This window comes from Buttiauxella agrestis (assembly GCF_900446255.1).
Classification (GTDB): domain Bacteria; phylum Pseudomonadota; class Gammaproteobacteria; order Enterobacterales; family Enterobacteriaceae; genus Buttiauxella; species Buttiauxella agrestis.
The window spans coordinates 3,512,357-3,531,728 of sequence record NZ_UIGI01000001.1; the positions used below are offsets into that span (position 1 = coordinate 3,512,357).

A 19,372-nucleotide genomic window follows, 5' to 3' on the forward strand; every position below is an offset into this window, starting at 1 on the left:
GGGCAAGCGCAGCGCCCCCGACATTAAATCAGGCGGGTGGGTCTAAATTTTAGCCACCCGCTTTACCCACAACGTTAATTGCAAACGCGAAATCTTAATCCCACCCTGCTTCATCTCATCGGGCAAACGCAGCCAACGCACGGGCTGCTGAAAACGCGCCACTTTGCCCTGTAGCCATTCGGTCAGCAGCGATATATCAAAATCTTCTTCGGCTTCAACGACCGCCACCGGGCGCTGGCCGAATTCGGCATCATCAACCGGGACGACAAACGCCAGGCTGACTGCCGGGTGCTGCGCGATAACGCTTTCAATTTCTTCCGGCTGGATCCCTTCCCCGCCGCTGAAAAACAGGTTGTCGAGACGGCCAATAATCGTCAGCCGACGGCCATGTAAAACGCCACGATCGCGGGTGGCAAACCATCCTTCAGCGTTCACCAGCGGCTGCACAACACCTGATTTCCAGTAACCTGAAGCCAGGCTGCTGGCACGAATCCACACTTCGTCATCAACGACTTTAACTTCGCGACCCGGCAATGCTTCGCCAACATCCGGCAACCCGTCAGCGCGTTTAGCGCACACCGTTGATGCCAGCTCTGTTAAGCCATAACCGCACCAGCAATTGATCCCTTTTTCCTGTGCCGCCTGGGTGAGTTCAACGGGAATAGCCGCCCCGCCCAGCAACACTTCGCGCAACGCCAGGGGAGATGAGCGTTCCAGCAAACGCCAGAGTTGGGTCGGCACCAGCGAGGCGTGAGTGCAGCCTTGCAGCGCTTCATCTAACGGCTGTAAATCACGCACCACCAGGCAACCGCCCGCCAATAACCAGCGCCACAAAATGCCCTGCCCGGAAACATGGAACAGCGGCAACGAAAGCAACCAGCTATCGCTCGCACCATAGTTCATTACCGCTAACACCCCAGCGGCGCTGGCAAGATGCGCCGCAACGGTATGCACCGCGGCTTTTGGCAAACCCGTGGAGCCAGAGGTCAGCGTCATCGAGGCAAATCGCGAGGGCTGCCACTCGGCATGATAACCCTCGCCTTCCACCAGCGTTAACGCATTGATATGCGCAACGCTAAGCGGCGAGCCGAAAGTAAGCGCATGGCTAATGGTCAGCTCAGGAAGTAATTGCTCGAGTAATGAATCCGGTAATTGCGGATTGAGCGGTAAAACGCGCGCCCCGCATTGTAATAATGCGAGAAACGCCAGCACCATTTCCGGGGAGTTTTTCGAGCGCAGCACGACGCCTTGATCCGCACGTACACCTTGCTGCTGGAAACCGCCTGCCAGCCGATCAACACGCTGGCACAACTCGCGCCAGGTCAGGCTTTCATGGCCTAACGTCAGCGCGAGTTGACTACCGTGAATTTGCGCCCAGTGTTGCCACGGAAAATCTTGAAAACTCATAACACTCGCTCAAGGGATTCCAGTGACCAGCACGGAAGCGGGCTATTTGGCCATTCGCGCACTAACTGCGCCTGCATCAACGACAGCGTATCCAGGCCGGGTAAAGTTTGCGGCGTTAACCACGCGGCAATTCTCGCCAGTTGTGTCAGGCCGAGGCTTGATTCAATCGACGAGCTAATGACCGCCGTCAACCCCAGCGCATGGGCCTGCTCGACCTGTTGACGAACTTTCGCCAGGCTGCCGGTTAAAGTGGGCTTGATAACGACTGCACTCAGCCCCGGTTCGGCGGCAAATTCAAAATCAGGTTCACGCAGGCTTTCATCCCAGGCGATGGCGATACCCGTTTCACGAGCAAATTCGCGCGACTGCTCGCGTGTTTTGCACGGTTCTTCGATAAACGCGATCCGCGGGCGGAAATCCGGGTTCACATATTTGGCGAACTGCTGCGCTTTGAGCGGTGTCCATCCACGGTTGGCATCAAGACGCAAACGCAAATCAGGCATCGCTTCGAGCAACAAATTGACCACCATGCCATCGCGCACAGCTTCGTACAGACCCACTTTCACCTTGGCGATTTTCTCGCCGGGAATAGCGGCAAGCATGGCAAACAGTTCGTCTGGGTCGCCGGTACACAACGGCGCGGCGCGGTAATCCGCCTGCTGTGGCAATTCACCGCTGATTTCCGCCAGCGCAAAACTCAGACCAAATGCCACCGACGGCATTTCGGGCAATTCGTCGTTGTGGCCCGTTTGCCAGGTCTGTAGCCAGGCCTGCGCCACGTTTTGCGCCTCTTCGAGCGTTTCTGCGCTAAAACCCGGCAACGGCGAAATCTCACCGCAGCCTTGTTTGTCGCCGTCTGTCAGGCGCAGCAGTAGACCGTCACGCGTTTTCAGGCGCCGATCACGCAGCACCACACCCGCATCCATCGGCACCTGAAAGCGCCACAATTCGACGCGACGCATTACGGATTCCGTTTAAATTTGCTGAAGTCCGGCTGGCGTTTTTGGTTGAACGCGTTGCGGCCTTCCTGACCCTCTTCGGTCATGTAGAACAGCATAGTGGCGTTACCCGCCAGTTCTTGCAGACCCGCCTGACCATCGCAATCGGCATTCAGTGCAGCCTTCAGGCAACGCAGCGCCATTGGGCTGTTTTGCAACATTTCACGACACCAGCGTACGGTCTCTTTTTCCAGGTCGGCATTCGGCACCACGGTGTTGACCAGGCCCATATCCAGCGCTTCTTTCGCGTCGTACTGGCGGCACAGGAACCAAATTTCACGGGCTTTTTTCTGGCCGACGATACGCGCCATGTAAGAAGCACCCCAACCGCCGTCGAACGAACCGACTTTCGGGCCAGTCTGGCCGAAGACCGCGTTTTCAGCGGCAATCGTCAGGTCACACATCATGTGCAGCACGTGACCGCCACCGATGGAGTAGCCAGCAACCATCGCCACAACCGGTTTTGGACAGGTACGAATCTGGCGCTGGAAATCGAGCACGTTCAGGTGGTGAGTGCCGCTTGCGTCCTGATAGCCGCCGTAATCACCACGCACTTTCTGGTCGCCACCTGCGCAGAAGGCTTTTTCGCCTTCACCGGTCAGAATGATGGTGCCAATATTGTCGTCATAACGGGCATCAGCCAGCGCATTGATCATCTCTTTGACGGTCAGCGGGCGGAATGCGTTGCGGACTTCCGGGCGGTTGATGGTGATTTTCGCAATGCCATCGGCAGACTTGTGATAACGGATATCGGTGTAACCTTCCGAGCAATCCTGCCATTCAATCGGGGCATAAAGCATTTGTTCATCTGGATAAATCATGGTGTTTCCTCGCCAGGTTTTCGCAATAAGTTGAGCAGGCAAACACTGAATGCGGCTGGATTTTCCCGGTGCGCATTGTGGCCTGCGGCAGTAATAAGATGTGGTGTCAGGCCTGAGCTTTGCGCCACGGCGCGGAACTTTTCGTCCCACTCACCACAGATGTAGTAAAAAGGCTGCGGCAATTGTTGTAGCGCGGCCTGCAAATTGGGCTGATTTCCTAATGACGTGGCTTCAAGCATAGCAGCGAGACTTAACGCATTATTCTGGCTGCGAACAGCAATGAGTTCGCGACGCTGCTCATCATTGAGCGACTGAAATACCGGCTGTTGATACCAGTCTGCAAGCACGTCATTTAGGGGTTCGGTACGCAATCGCTGCGCCCAACGCTGGTCGCTGGATTGCCTTTCAGCACGCGCATTTTCATCCGCAAGGCCGGGGTGGCTCCCTTCAACAATCAAACCCTGCAAACCCGCATTTTCACCGTGACAGGCGTGGTAAATCCCCACTCGCCCGCCGAGTGAATAACCGATCAGCCAGTATTTTAGTATGTTGTAACTAAGCAAGGTTTTACGCAGTAATTCGTCAACCTGTTGGAAACTTTCGGCCTTAATATCCGCCGATTTTCCGTGACCGGGTAAGTCGATGTGCAGTTGCGGCCAGTCGGTGAAGTTGTCACTGAGAGATTGCCACTCTTGCTGGCAGCCTAAAAAACCGTGCAACCAAACCAGGCATGGCAAATTTGCATTGCGCCCTTCACGAAAAACCGCATGTAAAATCATGCCTGGCTGACCTGCGCCAGCAAATGCTGCAACGTTTGTGCACCGTCGGTTTCACCCACCGTCAGCTCGATAACTGTCGCGTGCGGCGTGCGCCAGGCATGGTCGACGGCGGTTTGTAATTCGTCCCAGCTCGCCGGGTTATGGTAACTGAGACTGAACATTGCCGCGGCGTGGGAAAAATTGACGTTTTGCGGCATGCAGTAGAAGCGCTCGCGCTCAGCGGCAGGCGTGGGCAACAATGAGAAGATTTGCCCGCCGTTATTATTCACAATCAGCAGCACAAACGGCGCGGAGACTTCACGTAAAAGTGCCAGCGAGTTCATGTCGTAAAGCGCTGAAAGGTCGCCCACAATGGCCAGCGTCGAGCGTGCCGTCGCGCGTTGCACCCCCGCCGCCGTTGAGAGCAAACCATCAATACCGCTTGCGCCACGGTTGCTGTAAACCGGATAACCCGCAGGCAATTGCGCGAAAGAATCCACCAGGCGAACAATCAGGCTATTGCCGACAAACAGTTGCCCGGCATCCGGTAACAATTCAGGCAGACGCGCGGCGACTTGCGCTTCGCCAAATTCAGTCGTGCCTTTCTTCACCGCCTGCTGCGCGATTTTTGCCAGCGTGGTTAATTTCTCATCCCATGCCACGCGTTTCTCAGCCGGATGCAGCTCCAGCCACTCGCTAATATCACACGATAGGCGGCGGCCACGATGGTTTGCCGCGTCGAGTCGGCCGGGTAGATTATCCACCAGCCAGTATTCTTCAGGCTCACAGGTCGCTTGCCATTGCAGAACGCGTTTTCCGGTCAGGCTGCTGCCGAACTGGATAATAATTTGTGCTTCGGCAAGTTCATTCACCGCCTGGCTGTTGCTTAACCATAAATCCGCACAGGGCAACGGTTGACCCGTTTGCGAGAGCACATCGCCAATCAGCGGCCAGCCGAGCATTTTTGCCCATGCGGCAACGTGTTTTCCTTCTTCGGCATTCAAACGGCCAGCTACGACCACGCCGCGTTTTTGTCGCCAGAAAAACCAGTCGCGTTGTTTCACCGCTTCTTGTGCGGAGCCGGTGCGCAGCCAGGGTTTATCACTTTGCCACCAGTCGCCCAGCGCCTGTTGCCAGCTCATGCCGGTTTCATCAGGTTCGCCATATAACGGTTCGGCAAAGGGACAATTGATGTGAACGGCACCGCCCGTTTGCTGGCCGAGTGCGTGATCTATCGTCGAAACCAACCAGCGAGCGGGAATATCCTGCGTTGGACGCGGTAAGTTAATCGAATCAGTAGGATGGGAGCTAAAAATTCCAGGCTGGCGAATGGCCTGATTAGCACCGCAATCAATAAGCTCGGGCGGGCGATCGGCGGTGAGAACCACCAGTTTTTCACCCGTCAAACCGGCTTCAATAATGGCCGGATAGAGGTTTGCAACTGCCGTGCCGGAGGTCACAATGATGGCGACAGGAGCCTGACTGGCTTTTGCCAGGCCTAATGCCAGATGCCCTAAACCCCGCTCATCAAAGTGCGTATGGCAAATAAAAGCCCGGTTTTCGGCCGCGCCAAGCGTCAGCGGCGTAGAACGCGAACCCGGAGCGATGCACACATGGCGCACGCCGTGGCGAGTTAGCGCTTCAAGAATTACCGTAGCCCAACGGCGGTTAAACGAGCTTATCGACATAGTTCAGTCCTGAGTCAATTTTGCTGACTCATTATAATTATTGTTGAGATGAATATTTTGATGTGGGTCGGTAATAGCATTTAGAACGTTGTTTTCGTCAATAGCGTTCGTAATCCAGCCGCTTTATTTTCTATTTCCTGCCATTCTTCCGCGGCGTCTGAACCCGCGACAATGCCCGCTCCGGCGTATAACCGCACCATGTTATTGGTGACTTTTGCCGAGCGTAAGGCGACACAGAATTCCGCCTGGCGTTGCGATATATACCCGGCGGATCCTGCATACCATTCACGTTCAAACGGTTCGTATTGGGTAATGAATTGATGCGCCACATCCCGAGGCAAACCTGCAACGGCGGCGGTGGGTTGCAGCAAAGCCAGGCATTGCGCATCGTCAGGCTTCGCAAGTTCCGTCCAGATGCAGCGACGCAAATGCTGCACCTTTCGCAGTCGCACAATTTGCGGGGGCAGAACATCAATCGCGCCCACGGATTTTTGCAGGCGCTGGCAAATATCTTCCACAACCAGCATGTTTTCACGCTGATTTTTATCGTCTTTTAACAGCCATTGCCCGAGTGACCAGGCACGATGTTCATCCGGATGGTTAGAGACGGTTCCCGCTAATGCTTCGGTGCGTAATGCGCAATCGATTCGCCGCCATAGCCGCTCCGGGCTTGAGCCGAGGAACGCATGGCTGGCATCAAATACCATCAGAAAATGATAGCAGTTCAGGTTTACCCGCCGACTCGCCGCCATAAAACCCGCCGCAGAAACTGCCGCGGTAAATTGCAAATCGGTGACTCTGGCCAGCACCACTTTATCGAGTTCGTGCTGTTCTATCGCCGTCGTCGCTCGCTCGATAAGCTGATGCCATTCAGGCTGGGTCGGAATGTGTTGTTCGCCCACGCAGTTTAAACGTTGCGAAGGCAGCAGTTTGGCAGGCAACAGTTGTTCGAGGAAGTGTCGCGCCTCACGCGCATCATCTTGTAAGGAAGTTTCACTATACAAATGAAGATAAAGATAAGCGCTGCCACCCATGCGTCGCCACTCAAGACGTGGGAGGAATAAACAGCTTGTCGTGGGCGAAAACGCATTTACGCCAGTGATACGAAGTGTGGGCTGGTCGGCATAATCGTTGAGAAATGCGCTGGCGGTGTCTAAGGTTTCGAAGTTTCGCAACGCGCCAAGTGCCGCGATTTCATCATCGCCACTGCGCTGTTGCCAGTAAAATTGGGGATACAGACGTTGGCTGGTCAGCCACGCAAGAGCATCTGAGGCATCACTCAGACTTATAGCAACGGAGAGTTGTTCTAAGCCCGGCGCATCCGCAAATTCTGCGTTCAATGCAAGCTGTAACTGTTGCAGCGCGACGACAACTGAATTCACGTTTACCTCACCTTCCCTGAAAACCCCTGATTATACGTGGTCATGGCGGCAAAAAAAAATCCCACCCAATGGGTAAGATTTTTCTGCTGGCACTTGACGCAATTATTATACCCCAGTTGCTGCAAAAGCAGCCAACGCCCCTGCAATTTGAAGGGCGAAGGGTATCTAGCGCCTGGCTAATAAAAGCCCTAGTACCAGGCCTGCCGCCGCCCCCACACCCACTCCTTGCCATGGTTTTTCATGGACATAATCATCAGCGCGATAAACAGCTTTTTTTGCACGATAGTAGTAATTATCTGAAGCATTACTCACCCGCGCTTTGACCTCACTGAGCGCCTGTTCGGCTCGTTCTTTCAACTCAATGTATTTTTGGTCTGCCGGATCACCTGAGGAACGCAGCACTTCTTCTAACGTTTCACTCAGCAAAGTTAAATCATCATCAAGACGAGATTCATACGGTTGCATCACTGTTCTCCGTGTTTAAAAAATGCTCGTCCGCTAACTATAGACAATGCTAGTGCTTTTCGCTCAGTGATTCGCTAAACCTGGATGTGCAATGCCGACGTCGACTTATCTTCAGGCATAAAAAAACCGCCAACAAGGTGGCGGTTTCTTCTCATTTCGGCAAACTCAGTAAAAATCACCGGATGCGGCTTCGGCTTGCGCCATCCAGACCGGTTTTTCACTGGTTTTAGACCATACGCGATGCAGGTAGCTGTAAAAGCGGGAACGATCTTTCCAGAACAGCATCACTGGCAACGCCAGGACACCTGCCAGAACCACGAAAGTGCGACGCAGGAAGACCTGATGCAGTGGATAGTCTTTGTATAAGCTCATAATTCCTCCCTTAAATTGTGACCGGTAGCAAACACCGGGAAAATAGAACTTGTCATCTGGCTAAAATAGTATCGCATTGCCTGAAAGTTTACTACTCCTCCGACCACTTAAAATCACTTTTTGCCACTAATTTACAATTTCGCCTGTAATTAAGTTACAAAAAGGTTAAATAAATACTAACCATTAGTTAATTAATGGCTTCTGTGATTTTTATACTTTTTTTACACCCTGCCCTGCGACTTTTACGACATCTTTGCACTGAAACTTTCACACTCATTCCAATTCCTTATAACTACCGAGGTGGATTGTGAGTGCAGGTCTGATAGCCGGTGTGGTGCTGGTCTTTATGCTGTTGGGATATTTAATTTATGCCCTGATCAATGCGGAGGCGTTCTGATGGCCGCTTCCGCATTTTTACTGATTGGCAGTTTCCTGTTGGTGCTTTTTGCCCTGGCAAAACCTCTGGGGAGCGTGCTGACGCGCTTCATCGATGGCGAGCCGCTGCCTGTTCTGGGGACAATGGACTCGCTGTTCATAAAACTGCTGGGAGCCGACGCCAGCCAGGAGATGAGCTGGAAGCGGTATCTGGCAGCGATCCTTGCCTTTAACGTTTTTGGTCTGGTGCTGCTGTTCGTCATTTTGCTAACGCAAGGGAGTTTGCCGCTTAACCCGCAGCAATTGCCTGGGCTTTCCTGGCATCTGGCGTTAAACACCGCCGTCAGTTTTGTCTCTAACACTAACTGGCAGTCCTACAGCGGTGAAACCACGCTGAGCTATTTCAGCCAGATGGTCGGTTTGACGGTGCAAAACTTCTTATCTGCGGCCACCGGTATTGCCGTGGTATTTGCGCTGATCCGCGCATTTTCCCGTCAAAGCACTCACACGCTCGGTAACGCCTGGGTCGATTTGACTCGCATCACGCTTTACATTTTGCTGCCGATTTCACTGCTGATTGCGCTGTTCTTTATCAGCCAGGGCACATTGCAAAACGTCGCGGCATATCAGCCTTTCACCTCGCTTGAAGGCGTGCAGCACGTGTTGCCGATGGGCCCGGTCGCTTCGCAAGAGGCTATCAAAATGCTCGGCACCAACGGCGGCGGGTTCTTTAATGCCAACTCTTCGCACCCGTTCGAGAACCCAACCGCCCTGACCAACTTTGTGCAGATGCTGGCGATCTTCTTGATCCCCACCGCGCTGTGTTTTGCCTTTGGCGAAGCCGTCAGCGACAAACGCCAGGGACGCGCGATTTTATGGGCGATGGCGGTAATTTTTGTCATTTGCGTTGTGGTGGTGATGTGGGCCGAAACTAGCGGGAATACGCATTTCACACTGCTCGGCGCGGACAGCAATATCAACATGGAAGGCAAAGAAAGCCGCTTCGGGATATTGGTCAGTAGCCTGTTTTCTGTGATTACCACCGCCGCTTCCTGTGGCGCCGTTAACGCGATGCATGATTCCTTCACCGCACTTGGCGGCATGATCCCAATGTGGCTGATGCAAATAGGTGAAGTGGTGTTCGGCGGCGTCGGCTCCGGGCTGTACGGCATGTTGTTGTTCGTCTTACTGACAGTGTTTATCGCCGGGTTGATGATTGGCCGCACGCCTGAATATCTCGGTAAAAAAATTGACGTTGCCGAGATGAAAATGACCGCCATGGCAATACTGGTTACGCCGACTTTAGTGCTGCTTGGCACCGCACTGGCGATGATGACCGACGCCGGTCGCGCGGGAATGCTCAACCCCGGCATTCATGGCTTTAGCGAAGTGTTGTATGCCGTCTCGTCTGCGGCCAATAACAACGGCAGCGCATTTGCCGGTCTAAGCGCCAATACCCCTTTCTGGAACGTTCTGCTGGCAGTGTGCATGTGGTTCGGCCGCTTTGCTGTGATTATCCCGGTGCTGGCTATTGCAGGCTCGCTGGTCACTAAAAAGTCGCAGGCCGCAGGCATCGGCACCTTACCCACCCACGGCCCGCTGTTTATCGGCTTGCTGATTGGCACAGTGCTGTTAGTCGGTGCGCTGACCTTTATTCCCGCCCTCGCTTTAGGCCCGGTTGCGGAACACCTTTCCTTAGTGAATATGTGATTAAGAGGCTTCCATGAGTCGCAAGCAACAGGCGCTATTTGAACCATCGCTGATTCGTCAGGCGCTGATAGATTCCTTTAAAAAGCTCACACCACAAGTGCAATGGCGCAACCCGGTGATGTTTATTGTTTGGGTCGGTAGCGTGATGACCACTGCTCTGGCGATTGCCATGTTCAGTGGAAAACTTCCCGGTGATGCGCCATTCACCGCCGCCATTAGCGTATGGCTTTGGTTTACGGTGCTGTTCGCAAACTTCGCCGAAGCGCTGGCTGAAGGCCGTAGCAAGGCCCAGGCTAATAGCCTGAAAGGGGTGAAGAAAACCAGTTTTGCGCGCAAGTTACGCGCCCCGCATCACGACGCGCAGATGGACCATGTGCCTGCCGCCGATTTACGCAAAGGCGATATCGTGCTGGTTGAAGCGGGCGATATTATCCCGTGTGATGGCGAGGTGCTGGAAGGCGGCGCATCGGTGGATGAAAGCGCGATTACCGGTGAATCCGCGCCGGTGATTCGTGAGTCAGGCGGTGACTTTGCCTCCGTGACTGGCGGGACGCGCATTCTTTCCGACTGGCTGGTGATTCAGTGCAGTGTGAACCCTGGCGAAACCTTCCTCGACCGCATGATAGCGATGGTGGAAAGCGCCCAGCGCCGTAAAACGCCGAACGAAATCGCGCTGACGATTTTACTGGTCGCACTTACCATCGTCTTCTTACTGGCAACGGCAACGCTTTGGCCATTCTCGCAATATGGCGGCGTGGCGGTGAGCGTCACGGTGCTGATTGCCCTGCTGGTTTGCCTGATACCGACCACGATTGGCGGACTGCTTTCGGCCATTGGCGTGGCGGGCATGAGCCGTATGTTGGGTGCAAACGTGATTGCCACCAGCGGGCGTGCCGTAGAAGCGGCTGGCGACGTAGATGTTTTGCTGCTGGATAAAACCGGCACCATTACGCTTGGCAACCGCCAGGCTTCAGATTTCCTTCCGGCTCCCGGTATTGATGAAAAAACATTGGCCGATGCGGCACAGCTTTCGTCGCTTGCCGATGAAACACCTGAGGGCCGCAGCATTGTGGTGCTGGCAAAACAGCGCTTTAACCTGCGCGAACGTGATGTGCAAAACCTGCATGCCACATTTGTGCCCTTCACCGCGCAGACCCGGATGAGCGGCATCGATATTCAGGATCGCATGATTCGCAAAGGTTCTGTCGATGCTATTCGTCGCCACGTTGAAGCCAATGGCGGTCATTTCCCGCCGCAGGTGGATACTCTCGTCGAAGGTGTTGCACGCACTGGTGGCACGCCACTGGTTGTCGCGGAAGGCGCCAACGTACTCGGTGTGATTGCCCTGAAAGATATTGTCAAAGGTGGCATTAAAGAGCGCTTTGCGCAGTTACGCCAGATGGGGATTAAAACCGTGATGATAACCGGGGATAACCGTCTGACTGCTGCTGCGATTGCCGCCGAAGCGGGTGTCGATGATTTTCTCGCGGAAGCGACACCGGAAGCCAAACTGGCACTGATTCGCCAGTATCAGGCGGAAGGCCGTTTAGTGGCGATGACCGGCGACGGCACCAACGATGCCCCGGCGCTGGCGCAGGCAGACGTGGCGGTGGCGATGAACTCCGGCACTCAGGCGGCGAAAGAAGCCGGCAACATGGTGGACCTGGACTCCAACCCAACCAAATTGATTGAAGTGGTGCATATCGGCAAACAGATGCTGATGACCCGTGGCTCGCTGACCACATTCAGTATCGCCAACGACGTGGCGAAGTATTTCGCAATTATTCCCGCCGCGTTTGCCGCGACTTACCCGCAGCTCAATGCGCTGAACGTGATGCACCTGCACTCCCCGACTTCGGCGATTTTAAGCGCGGTGATTTTCAACGCCCTGATCATCATCTTTTTGATTCCACTGGCATTGCGTGGCGTGAGTTACAAACCGCTGAGCGCCGCAGCCATGTTGCGCCGCAATCTGTGGATTTACGGGCTCGGCGGTTTAATTGTGCCGTTTATTGGCATCAAAGCTATCGACCTGGTGCTGACCGTTTGTGGCCTGGTTTAAGAGGAAAAACAAATGACTATTTTACGTCCCGCTATACTGTTACTGATTTTGCTGACCCTGATTACAGGCGGACTTTACCCGCTTTTGACCACTCTTTTAGGCCAGTGGTGGTTCCATGAGCAGGCCAATGGTTCATTGATTATTCAGGCCAACGAAGTACGCGGCTCCAGCCTGATTGGGCAAAACTTCACCGAAGCCAAGTATTTACAAGGTCGCCCTTCTGCAACCGCAGAAACACCTTATAATCCAATGGCCTCCGGCGGCAGTAATTTGGCAGGAAGCAATCCAGAGTTAGATAAACAAATTACCGAACGTATCGCGGCATTAAGACAGGAAAATCCGCAAGCCAACCCGGCGGTTCCCGTTGAGCTGGTTACTGCGTCGGCCAGTGGCCTGGACGGGCAAATTTCACCAGAAGCCGCCGCCTGGCAAATTCCGCGTATCGCTAACGCGCGCGGTTTGCCCGTTCAACAAGTGGCACGTCTGGTAGCAGAAAATACCACTCACCCACTGGTGGGTTTTATCGGTAAACCGGTGGTGAATGTGTTGCTGTTTAACCTGGCGCTGGATGCTCTCCAGGCACCTTAAGAGAAAACTGTCGGATGACGCTGCGCTTATCCGCCCTGCCCGGCCGCGAGCAAGCGCCAGCGTCATCCACCAAAAAGGATTTGATATGTCTCAGGAACCGCTGCGCCCTAATCCGGATAAATTGCTGGAGCAGGTCAACCGCCCATCGCGCGGCAAGCTAAAGATTTTCTTCGGCGCGTGTGCAGGCGTGGGGAAAACTTACGCCATGCTTCAGGAAGCGCAGCGGCTGCGAGGACAAGGGTTAAATATCCTGATTGGCGTGGTAGAAACTCACGGCCGCCAGGAAACTGCCGCGCTGCTGAACGGGCTGAATATTCTGCCTGCAAAACGGATACACCACCGTGGGCGCTGGGTTCAGGAGTTTGATCTCGACGCGGCGCTGGCACGTAACCCGGCGCTGATCCTGATGGACGAACTGGCGCATAGCAATGCGCCCGGTTCGCGCCACCCTAAGCGTTGGCAAGATGTGGAAGAGTTGCTCGACGCCGGGATTGATGTGTTCACCACCGTCAACGTGCAGCATCTTGAAAGCCTGAACGATATTGTTGGTGGCGTGACGGGAATTCAGGTGCGCGAAACGGTACCCGACCCGATTTTTGACGCCGCCGATGAAATCGTGCTGGTCGATTTGCCGCCGGATGATTTGCGCCAGCGCCTGCACGAAGGGAAAGTGTATATCTCAGGCCAGGCCGAACGCGCCATCGAACACTTCTTCCGTAAAGGGAATTTGATTGCGCTGCGCGAACTGGCCCTGCGCCGCACCGCCGACCGCGTTGATGATCAAATGCGTGCCTGGCGCGATAACCAGGGCGAAGAAAAAGTCTGGCACACGCGAGATGCCATTTTGCTGTGTATCGGCCACAGTTCCGGCAATGAAAAACTGGTGCGCACCGCCGCGCGCCTGGCGGCAAAACTAGGCAGCGTCTGGCACGCCGTTTACGTCGAAACCCCGCAGCTTCACCGGTTACCTGAACATCAACGTCGCGCGATTTTGGCCTCGCTTCGCCTCGCTCAAGAGTTGGGGGCTGAAACCACCACGCTTGCCGATCCGGCAGAAGATAAAGCGATTTTGCGCTACGCACGCGAGCATAATCTCGGCAAGATTATTATTGGCAGACGCACAACACGACGCTTCTGGAACCGGGAATCCTTTGCCGATCGTTTAGCCCGCCGTGCGCCAGACCTTGATCTGGTGATTGTCGCCCTTGACGATAAACCCTCTGCTGTCTCTCCTTCGGCTCAAGACACCCGCAGTTTTAGCGAAAAATGGCGTGCGCAATTGCGCGGATGTGGTGTCGCCGTCGCCCTTTGCGCGGTGACGACGTTTATCGCGAATCAATGGCTGATGGGTTTTGATGCCGCTAACCTGGTGATGCTTTATTTGCTGGGTGTGGTGATTGTGGCGCTGTTTTATGGCCGCTGGCCGTCGGTTCTGGCGACAGTTATCAGCGTGCTGAGCTTCGATTTATTCTTTATTGCGCCTCACGGCACACTAGCGGTTTCTGATATCCAGTACCTGTTGACGTTCGCCGTTATGCTGACCGTTGGCCTGGTTATCGGGAATCTCACGGCGGGCGTGCGCTATCAGGCACGCATCGCCCGTTATCGCGAGCAGCGTACGCGCCATCTTTACGAGATGTCTAAAGCCCTTGCCGCAGAACGTACGCCGCAAGATATTGCCGCGACCAGCGAGCTATTTATCAAAAACAGTTTTCACGCCCGCGCCCAGCTTTTACTGCCTGACGAGAAGGGTGTGTTAGTGCGTGCCAATGGGCAGAGTGAACCGCAAAACTGGGACGAAGCGATTGCCCGCTGGAGCTTTGACAAAGGCCAGCCCGCAGGTGCTGGGACCGATACTTTACCCGGCGTGCCGTATCAAATTCTGCCGCTGAAAACGCCGGAAAAAACACTCGGCTTGCTCATCGTCGAACCCAATAATTTACGCCAGTTGATGATTCCTGAGCAGCAGCGACTGCTGGAAACTTTCACTTTGCTGACGGCGACGGCGCTGGAAAGATTTTTGCTGACCGCAAGTGAAGAACAAGCCCGGCTTTCGAGCGAACGCGAGCAAATTCGTAACTCACTGCTCGCCGCCCTTTCGCACGATTTGCGTACACCTCTAACAGTGTTATTTGGACAGGCGGAAATCCTGACTCTGGATCTGGCCTCTGAAGGCTCTAAACATGCGCCACAAGCCAACGATATACGCCAGCATGTGCTCAATACCACGCGTCTGGTCAACAATTTGCTGGATATGGCGCGGATTCAGTCCGGTGGATTTAATCTGCGCAAAGAGTGGTTAACGCTGGAAGAGGTGGTCGGCAGCGCGTTAAAAATGCTGGAGCCAGGGCTGGGTGGGCGACATATTGATTTGGACTTACCGGATCCTCTGCTATTGATTCATGTTGATGGCCCGCTCTTTGAACGGGTGCTGATAAACCTGCTTGAGAATGCGGCAAAATACGCAGGCTACCAGGCCAAAATTGGCATTCGCGCGCAAGCTCTGGCTGATAAGCTGGACGTTGAAGTCTGGGACAGCGGGCCGGGTATTCCTGTTGGCCAGGAACAAAAGATTTTTGATAAATTCTCCAGGGGTAACAAAGAGTCGGCAATCCCTGGCGTAGGTTTAGGGCTGGCAATTTGCCAGGCGATTGTTGAAGTCCACGACGGAAAAATTATTGCGGCTAATCGGGTGGAAGGCGGAGCCAGTTTTCATGTTATTTTACCCCTTCCCCCGCCGCCAGAACTTGCTGAGATGAATGAGACGCTGTGATATCCGTTCTGATAGTTGAAGACGAAAAAGAGATCCGCCGTTTCTTGCGCACCGCGCTGGAGGCGGAATCGTTACGCGTCCACGAAGCCGAAACGCTGCAACGCGGTTTGCTTGAGGCCGCGACCCGCAAGCCTGATTTAGTGATTCTCGACCTCGGTTTGCCCGATGGCGATGGCATTGATTTTATCCGTGATTTCCGCCAGTGGAGCCAGACGCCGATTGTAGTGCTTTCCGCGCGTAGCGATGAGCAAGTAAAGATTGACGCGCTGGATGCCGGAGCCGATGACTATCTCAGCAAACCGTTTGGGATTGGCGAGCTGCAAGCGCGACTGCGTGTCGTCTTACGTCGCCATGCAAGCCTTGCGCAGCCCGATCCGGTTTATCAGTTTTCAAATATCAGCGTTGATCTCGCCAACCGTCGCATTACCCGGGATGGTGCCGAAATCCACCTCACACCGATCGAGTTTCGCCTGCTTGCCACCCTGCTCAATAACCATGGAAAAGTGCTGACACAACGCCAGTTGCTCAATCAGGTTTGGGGGCCAAATGCCGTGGAACACAGCCACTATTTGCGCATTTATATGGGACATTTACGCCAGAAGCTGGAAAGCGATCCGGCGCGCCCGGCGCATCTGTTGACCGAAACCGGGATCGGTTATCGGTTTATGTTGTAGATTCTACAAACAAAAAAAGCGCCTTTCGGCGCCTTTTCAGTTCTACGAATTACTTCGCGTTTTTCAGCACTTCGCTGACAATCTCTACCGCTTCTTTTTCAATTTGCAGACGGTGTTCTGCACCTAAGAAGCTTTCGCAATAGATTTTGTAGGCATCTTCAGTACCAGACGGACGGGCTGCAAACCAGCCGTTGTCGGTCATCACTTTCAAACCGCCAATGGATGCGCCGTTACCCGGTGCTGCCGTTAAGCGTGCGGTAATCGGGTCGCCCGCGAGGGTGTTTGCACTCACCATTTCTGGTGAAAGTTTGGAAAGTGCGGCTTTTTGCGCGGAAGTCGCAGAAGCTTGCAGACGGTTATAACTTGGCGCACCAAAGCGCGCAGCCAGTTCGTCATAATGCTGCTGCGGGTTTTTGCCAGTTACGGCAGTAATTTCTGCGGCCAGCAGGCACATGATGATGCCGTCTTTGTCGGTAGACCACGGTGTGCCGTCGAAACGCAGGAACGATGCCCCGGCGCTCTCTTCGCCGCCAAAACCAAAGCTGCCATCAAACAGACCATCAACAAACCATTTGAAACCAACCGGTACTTCTACCAGTTTACGGCCTAAATCGTTGACCACGCGGTCAATCATTGCTGAAGAAACCAGCGTTTTACCGACCGCAACATCTTTGCCCCATTGTGGGCGATGCTGGAACAGGTAGTTAATCGCAACTGCAAGATAGTGGTTCGGGTTCATCAGGCCAGCAGGCGTGACGATACCGTGGCGGTCGTAATCCGGGTCGTTAGCAAATGCCAGATCGAATTTGTCACGCAGTGCCAGCAAACCCGCCATTGCGCATTCGGAAGAGCAATCCATGCGGATAGCGCCATCTTTATCCAGATGCATAAAGCGGAAGGTTTGATCGACATGATCGTTAACAATCGTCAGATCCAGATTGTAGTGTTTCGCGATGCGCTGCCAGTATTCGATACCGGAACCGCCGAGCGGATCAACACCCAATTTCAGACCCGATTTCTGGATGGCGGCCATATCAACGATATCCACCAGCCCTTCAATAAACGGCTGCACCAGATCTTGTTCTTGTACGTGACCGCTTGCCCAGGCTTTATCCAGAGAGATGCGTTTTACATCTTTCAGACCCGCTGCCAACAATGCGTTGGCGCGATCTTCAACGACTTTAGTGACGTTGGTATCAGCTGGCCCACCATTTGGCGGATTGTATTTGATACCACCATCATCCGGCGGGTTATGCGAAGGCGTGATGACGATGCCATCGGCCTGCGCGCCACCGTTTTTGTTATGCGTCAGAATTGCATGCGAGATGGCAGGCGTTGGCGTGTAGCCGTTTGCCTGCTGCACAATGACATCCACACCATTTGCAGCCAACACTTCGAGCACGGAGATAAACGCAGGTTCAGATAACGCGTGGGTATCTTTGCCAACGTAGCACGGCCCGGTAATGCCATTTTTTGCACGATCTTCAGCAATTGCCTGAGCAATCGCCAGAATGTGAGGTTCATTGAAACTATGACGTGCCGCACTACCACGGTGGCCGGACGTTCCGAACTTCACCGCGTGTTCGCTATTCCCCACTTCAGGCTTCAGCACGTAATACTGGGCCGTCAGTTGGGCTACGTTAATCAAATCGCTCTGTTGTGCCGGTTGTCCTGCACGAGGGTGGTTAGCCATTGGCCTTTCCTTCTGACGCGAGGTGTTAAATTGTGCCGCAAACCTTTTCAATCAATTCCGCCGGGAATTGCATTGATTGCATGATGTGTTCGATCATGCTGCATTTACGGCCTGTATTGGTATTGGTGATAACCCAGTATGGCGTACCAGGAACATGCTTAGGTTTGGTCTGGTTGCCATTTTGCAGCAGCGTTTGCTCGTTACCTGCAAAGTAGACACGGGTGCGACCGTGCAGCGACTCGGTCGCTTCACCAAAAGCATGAGCATCTAAGGTATACAAAGTCGAAAGCACCATCATGAAACGGTTAACGGCTTTCTTTTGCTCCGCATATTCATCGGACAGCAGCAATTCACGCACCGCACGAACACGATCGCGTGCTTTGTTTACGGGTTTGGCTTCCGGGGCAGGTGCGGCAGTTGCCGCCGTCTGGCCGGTCGTTGCAGGTGTAGCAGGAGTTTGACCGGCGGTAAATTTCAGCATGCGCCGTAAAATATCGGACGCGCTTTCACCAATGTGCTGCGTGTGGCTGGCAATATAGCGATAGAGCTCGTCATCAACTTCAATTGTTTTCATCTTAATCCAGTGCGATATCTTTTCTGAATACAAGTTGTTGGGATTATAAGGACAAATCCCAACCTCGGGTAGAGCCAAACTTTTGTCACGCCACAAAGTCAGACTAAACTGGAAATTTGCGGCACCGCAGTGGAAAGCCGACTGTGGCAGAATGCCGTTATGATACCCTAACCTCACGAAGTAAAAAAAAAGAACTTTGCCATGAAATTGAATGCTCGCCTGCAAACTGCGCAACAATTGACTAGTAATTCCCCCATCGTCCTTATTCACGGTCTTTTTGGTAGCCTTGATAACCTCGGCGTACTGGCCCGCTCACTGGGGCAGGATCATCCGTTGCTGCAAATTGATCTCCGCAATCATGGGTTATCGCCGCGTAGCGAAGAAATGAACTACTCTGCGATGGCGCAGGATGTTGTCGAAACGCTTGATGAATATGGCATTAAGAAAGCCATTATTATCGGCCATTCCATGGGCGGGAAAGTGGCAATGGCGTTAACCGCCGTCGCCCCAGAACGTATCGATAAATTGGTGCTGATTGATATCGCCCCGGTGGATTATCAAGTGCGCCGCCACGATGAGATTTTCGAAGCGATCAATGCAGTGAGCCGCGCAAACGTGAAAACTCGCCAGCAAGCCGCCGTGATTATGCGCGAGCATCTTAATGAAGAAGGCGTGATTCAGTTTTTGCTGAAATCCTTTTCTGACGGCGAATGGAAATTCAACGTGCCGGTGCTGTGGGAGCAATATGAGAATATTGTCGGATGGAAAAACATCCCTGCCTGGAACGAACCGGCGCTGTTTATTCGCGGGGGAGCATCTCCTTATGTTGACGAATCTCACCGCGAACAGCTGCTTTCGCAGTTCCCACAGGCCCGTGCGCATGTGGTTGCCGGTGCTGGCCACTGGGTTCACGCCGAAAAACCTGATGCTGTTTTGCGCGCAATTCATCGTTTTATCGGTGAATCCGCAGCAAACTGATTAAAAACAAACCGACTGGCCGCAAGTTGCGGCTAACGCGTTGGCGCGCAAGCC

General features: G+C 53.9%; 17 protein-coding genes. 7 read left to right on the top strand and 10 right to left on the bottom strand.

All coding sequences use genetic code 11. From position 1 onward, the window contains the following. Positions 1 to 42: 42 nt before the first annotated feature. The 8 genes from menE to DY231_RS16695 form a co-directional block, all read right to left on the bottom strand. Positions 43 to 1,407, bottom strand: a complete 1,365-nt coding sequence (menE, locus tag DY231_RS16660) for an o-succinylbenzoate--CoA ligase (RefSeq protein ID WP_115630097.1) — start codon at positions 1,405 to 1,407, stop codon at positions 43 to 45. Further along, positions 1,404 to 2,369 (bottom strand): o-succinylbenzoate synthase, encoded by a 966-nt coding sequence (gene menC, locus DY231_RS16665; protein WP_115630099.1) that lies wholly within the window; start codon positions 2,367 to 2,369, stop codon positions 1,404 to 1,406. Before menC ends, menE begins: the two co-directional genes overlap by 4 nt. Then, positions 2,369 to 3,226 carry a 1,4-dihydroxy-2-naphthoyl-CoA synthase gene (gene menB / locus DY231_RS16670; protein ID WP_115630101.1) on the bottom strand — a complete coding sequence of 286 codons (858 nt, stop codon included), beginning with the start codon at positions 3,224 to 3,226 and terminating at the stop codon, positions 2,369 to 2,371. The genes menC and menB overlap by 1 nt, the downstream gene beginning before the upstream one ends. Next, complete coding sequence (menH, locus tag DY231_RS16675) at positions 3,223 to 4,005, bottom strand: 2-succinyl-6-hydroxy-2,4-cyclohexadiene-1-carboxylate synthase (RefSeq protein WP_115630103.1); 783 nt, start codon at positions 4,003 to 4,005, stop codon at positions 3,223 to 3,225. The genes menB and menH overlap by 4 nt, the downstream gene beginning before the upstream one ends. Next, a complete protein-coding gene (gene menD, locus DY231_RS16680) occupies positions 4,002 to 5,672 on the bottom strand; it encodes a 2-succinyl-5-enolpyruvyl-6-hydroxy-3-cyclohexene-1-carboxylic-acid synthase (protein WP_115630105.1) in 1,671 nt (556 codons plus the stop codon). The genes menH and menD overlap by 4 nt, the downstream gene beginning before the upstream one ends. Positions 5,673 to 5,752: 80 nt before the next feature. Then, positions 5,753 to 7,054 carry an isochorismate synthase MenF gene (gene menF / locus DY231_RS16685; protein ID WP_115630107.1) on the bottom strand — a complete coding sequence of 434 codons (1,302 nt, stop codon included), beginning with the start codon at positions 7,052 to 7,054 and terminating at the stop codon, positions 5,753 to 5,755. A gap of 165 nt (positions 7,055 to 7,219) precedes the next feature. Then, on the bottom strand, positions 7,220 to 7,519 hold the full coding sequence (gene elaB, locus DY231_RS16690) for a stress response protein ElaB (RefSeq protein WP_115630109.1): 300 nt from the start codon (positions 7,517 to 7,519) through the stop codon (positions 7,220 to 7,222). Positions 7,520 to 7,684: 165 nt separating this feature from the next. After that, positions 7,685 to 7,891: a YbfA family protein gene (locus DY231_RS16695; protein WP_034494057.1), complete on the bottom strand. Its 207-nt coding sequence runs from the start codon at positions 7,889 to 7,891 to the stop codon at positions 7,685 to 7,687. Positions 7,892 to 8,198: 307 nt separating this feature from the next. On the opposite strand from DY231_RS16695, the gene kdpF reads away from it, so the two are divergent. The 6 genes from kdpF (at position 8,199) to kdpE (ending at position 16,073) form a co-directional block, all read left to right on the top strand. Further along, on the top strand, positions 8,199 to 8,288 hold the full coding sequence (kdpF, locus tag DY231_RS16700) for a K(+)-transporting ATPase subunit F (protein ID WP_081908377.1): 90 nt from the start codon (positions 8,199 to 8,201) through the stop codon (positions 8,286 to 8,288). Further along, positions 8,288 to 9,976, top strand: a complete 1,689-nt coding sequence (kdpA, locus tag DY231_RS16705; protein ID WP_115630111.1) for a potassium-transporting ATPase subunit KdpA — start codon at positions 8,288 to 8,290, stop codon at positions 9,974 to 9,976. Before kdpF ends, kdpA begins: the two co-directional genes overlap by 1 nt. Before the next feature lie 13 nt (positions 9,977 to 9,989). Continuing rightward, positions 9,990 to 12,038 carry a potassium-transporting ATPase subunit KdpB gene (kdpB, locus tag DY231_RS16710; protein WP_115630113.1) on the top strand — a complete coding sequence of 683 codons (2,049 nt, stop codon included), beginning with the start codon at positions 9,990 to 9,992 and terminating at the stop codon, positions 12,036 to 12,038. Between the two features lie 12 nt (positions 12,039 to 12,050). Then, positions 12,051 to 12,626, top strand: coding sequence for a potassium-transporting ATPase subunit KdpC (gene kdpC, locus DY231_RS16715; protein ID WP_115630115.1), 576 nt, complete (start codon positions 12,051 to 12,053; stop codon positions 12,624 to 12,626). Positions 12,627 to 12,711: 85 nt separating this feature from the next. Further along, on the top strand, positions 12,712 to 15,399 hold the full coding sequence (gene kdpD, locus DY231_RS16720) for a two-component system sensor histidine kinase KdpD (RefSeq protein ID WP_115630117.1): 2,688 nt from the start codon (positions 12,712 to 12,714) through the stop codon (positions 15,397 to 15,399). Next, positions 15,396 to 16,073, top strand: coding sequence for a two-component system response regulator KdpE (gene kdpE, locus DY231_RS16725; RefSeq protein ID WP_115630119.1), 678 nt, complete (start codon positions 15,396 to 15,398; stop codon positions 16,071 to 16,073). The genes kdpD and kdpE overlap by 4 nt, the downstream gene beginning before the upstream one ends. 49 nt (positions 16,074 to 16,122) lie before the next feature. Here kdpE and pgm read toward each other — a convergent pair whose 3' ends face one another. Both pgm and seqA read right to left on the bottom strand, forming a co-directional pair. Beyond that, positions 16,123 to 17,766, bottom strand: a complete 1,644-nt coding sequence (gene pgm, locus DY231_RS16730) for a phosphoglucomutase (alpha-D-glucose-1,6-bisphosphate-dependent) (RefSeq protein ID WP_115630121.1) — start codon at positions 17,764 to 17,766, stop codon at positions 16,123 to 16,125. A 25-nt stretch (positions 17,767 to 17,791) separates the two neighbouring features. After that, the gene (gene seqA, locus DY231_RS16735) at positions 17,792 to 18,340 is read right to left on the bottom strand and encodes a replication initiation negative regulator SeqA (RefSeq protein WP_115630123.1); all 549 of its coding nucleotides are present in this window, start codon (positions 18,338 to 18,340) and stop codon (positions 17,792 to 17,794) included. Between the two features lie 201 nt (positions 18,341 to 18,541). Between seqA and ybfF the strand changes: the two genes are divergently transcribed. Then, positions 18,542 to 19,318, top strand: a complete 777-nt coding sequence (ybfF, locus tag DY231_RS16740; RefSeq protein WP_115630125.1) for an esterase — start codon at positions 18,542 to 18,544, stop codon at positions 19,316 to 19,318. Positions 19,319 to 19,372: the final 54 nt, after the last annotated feature.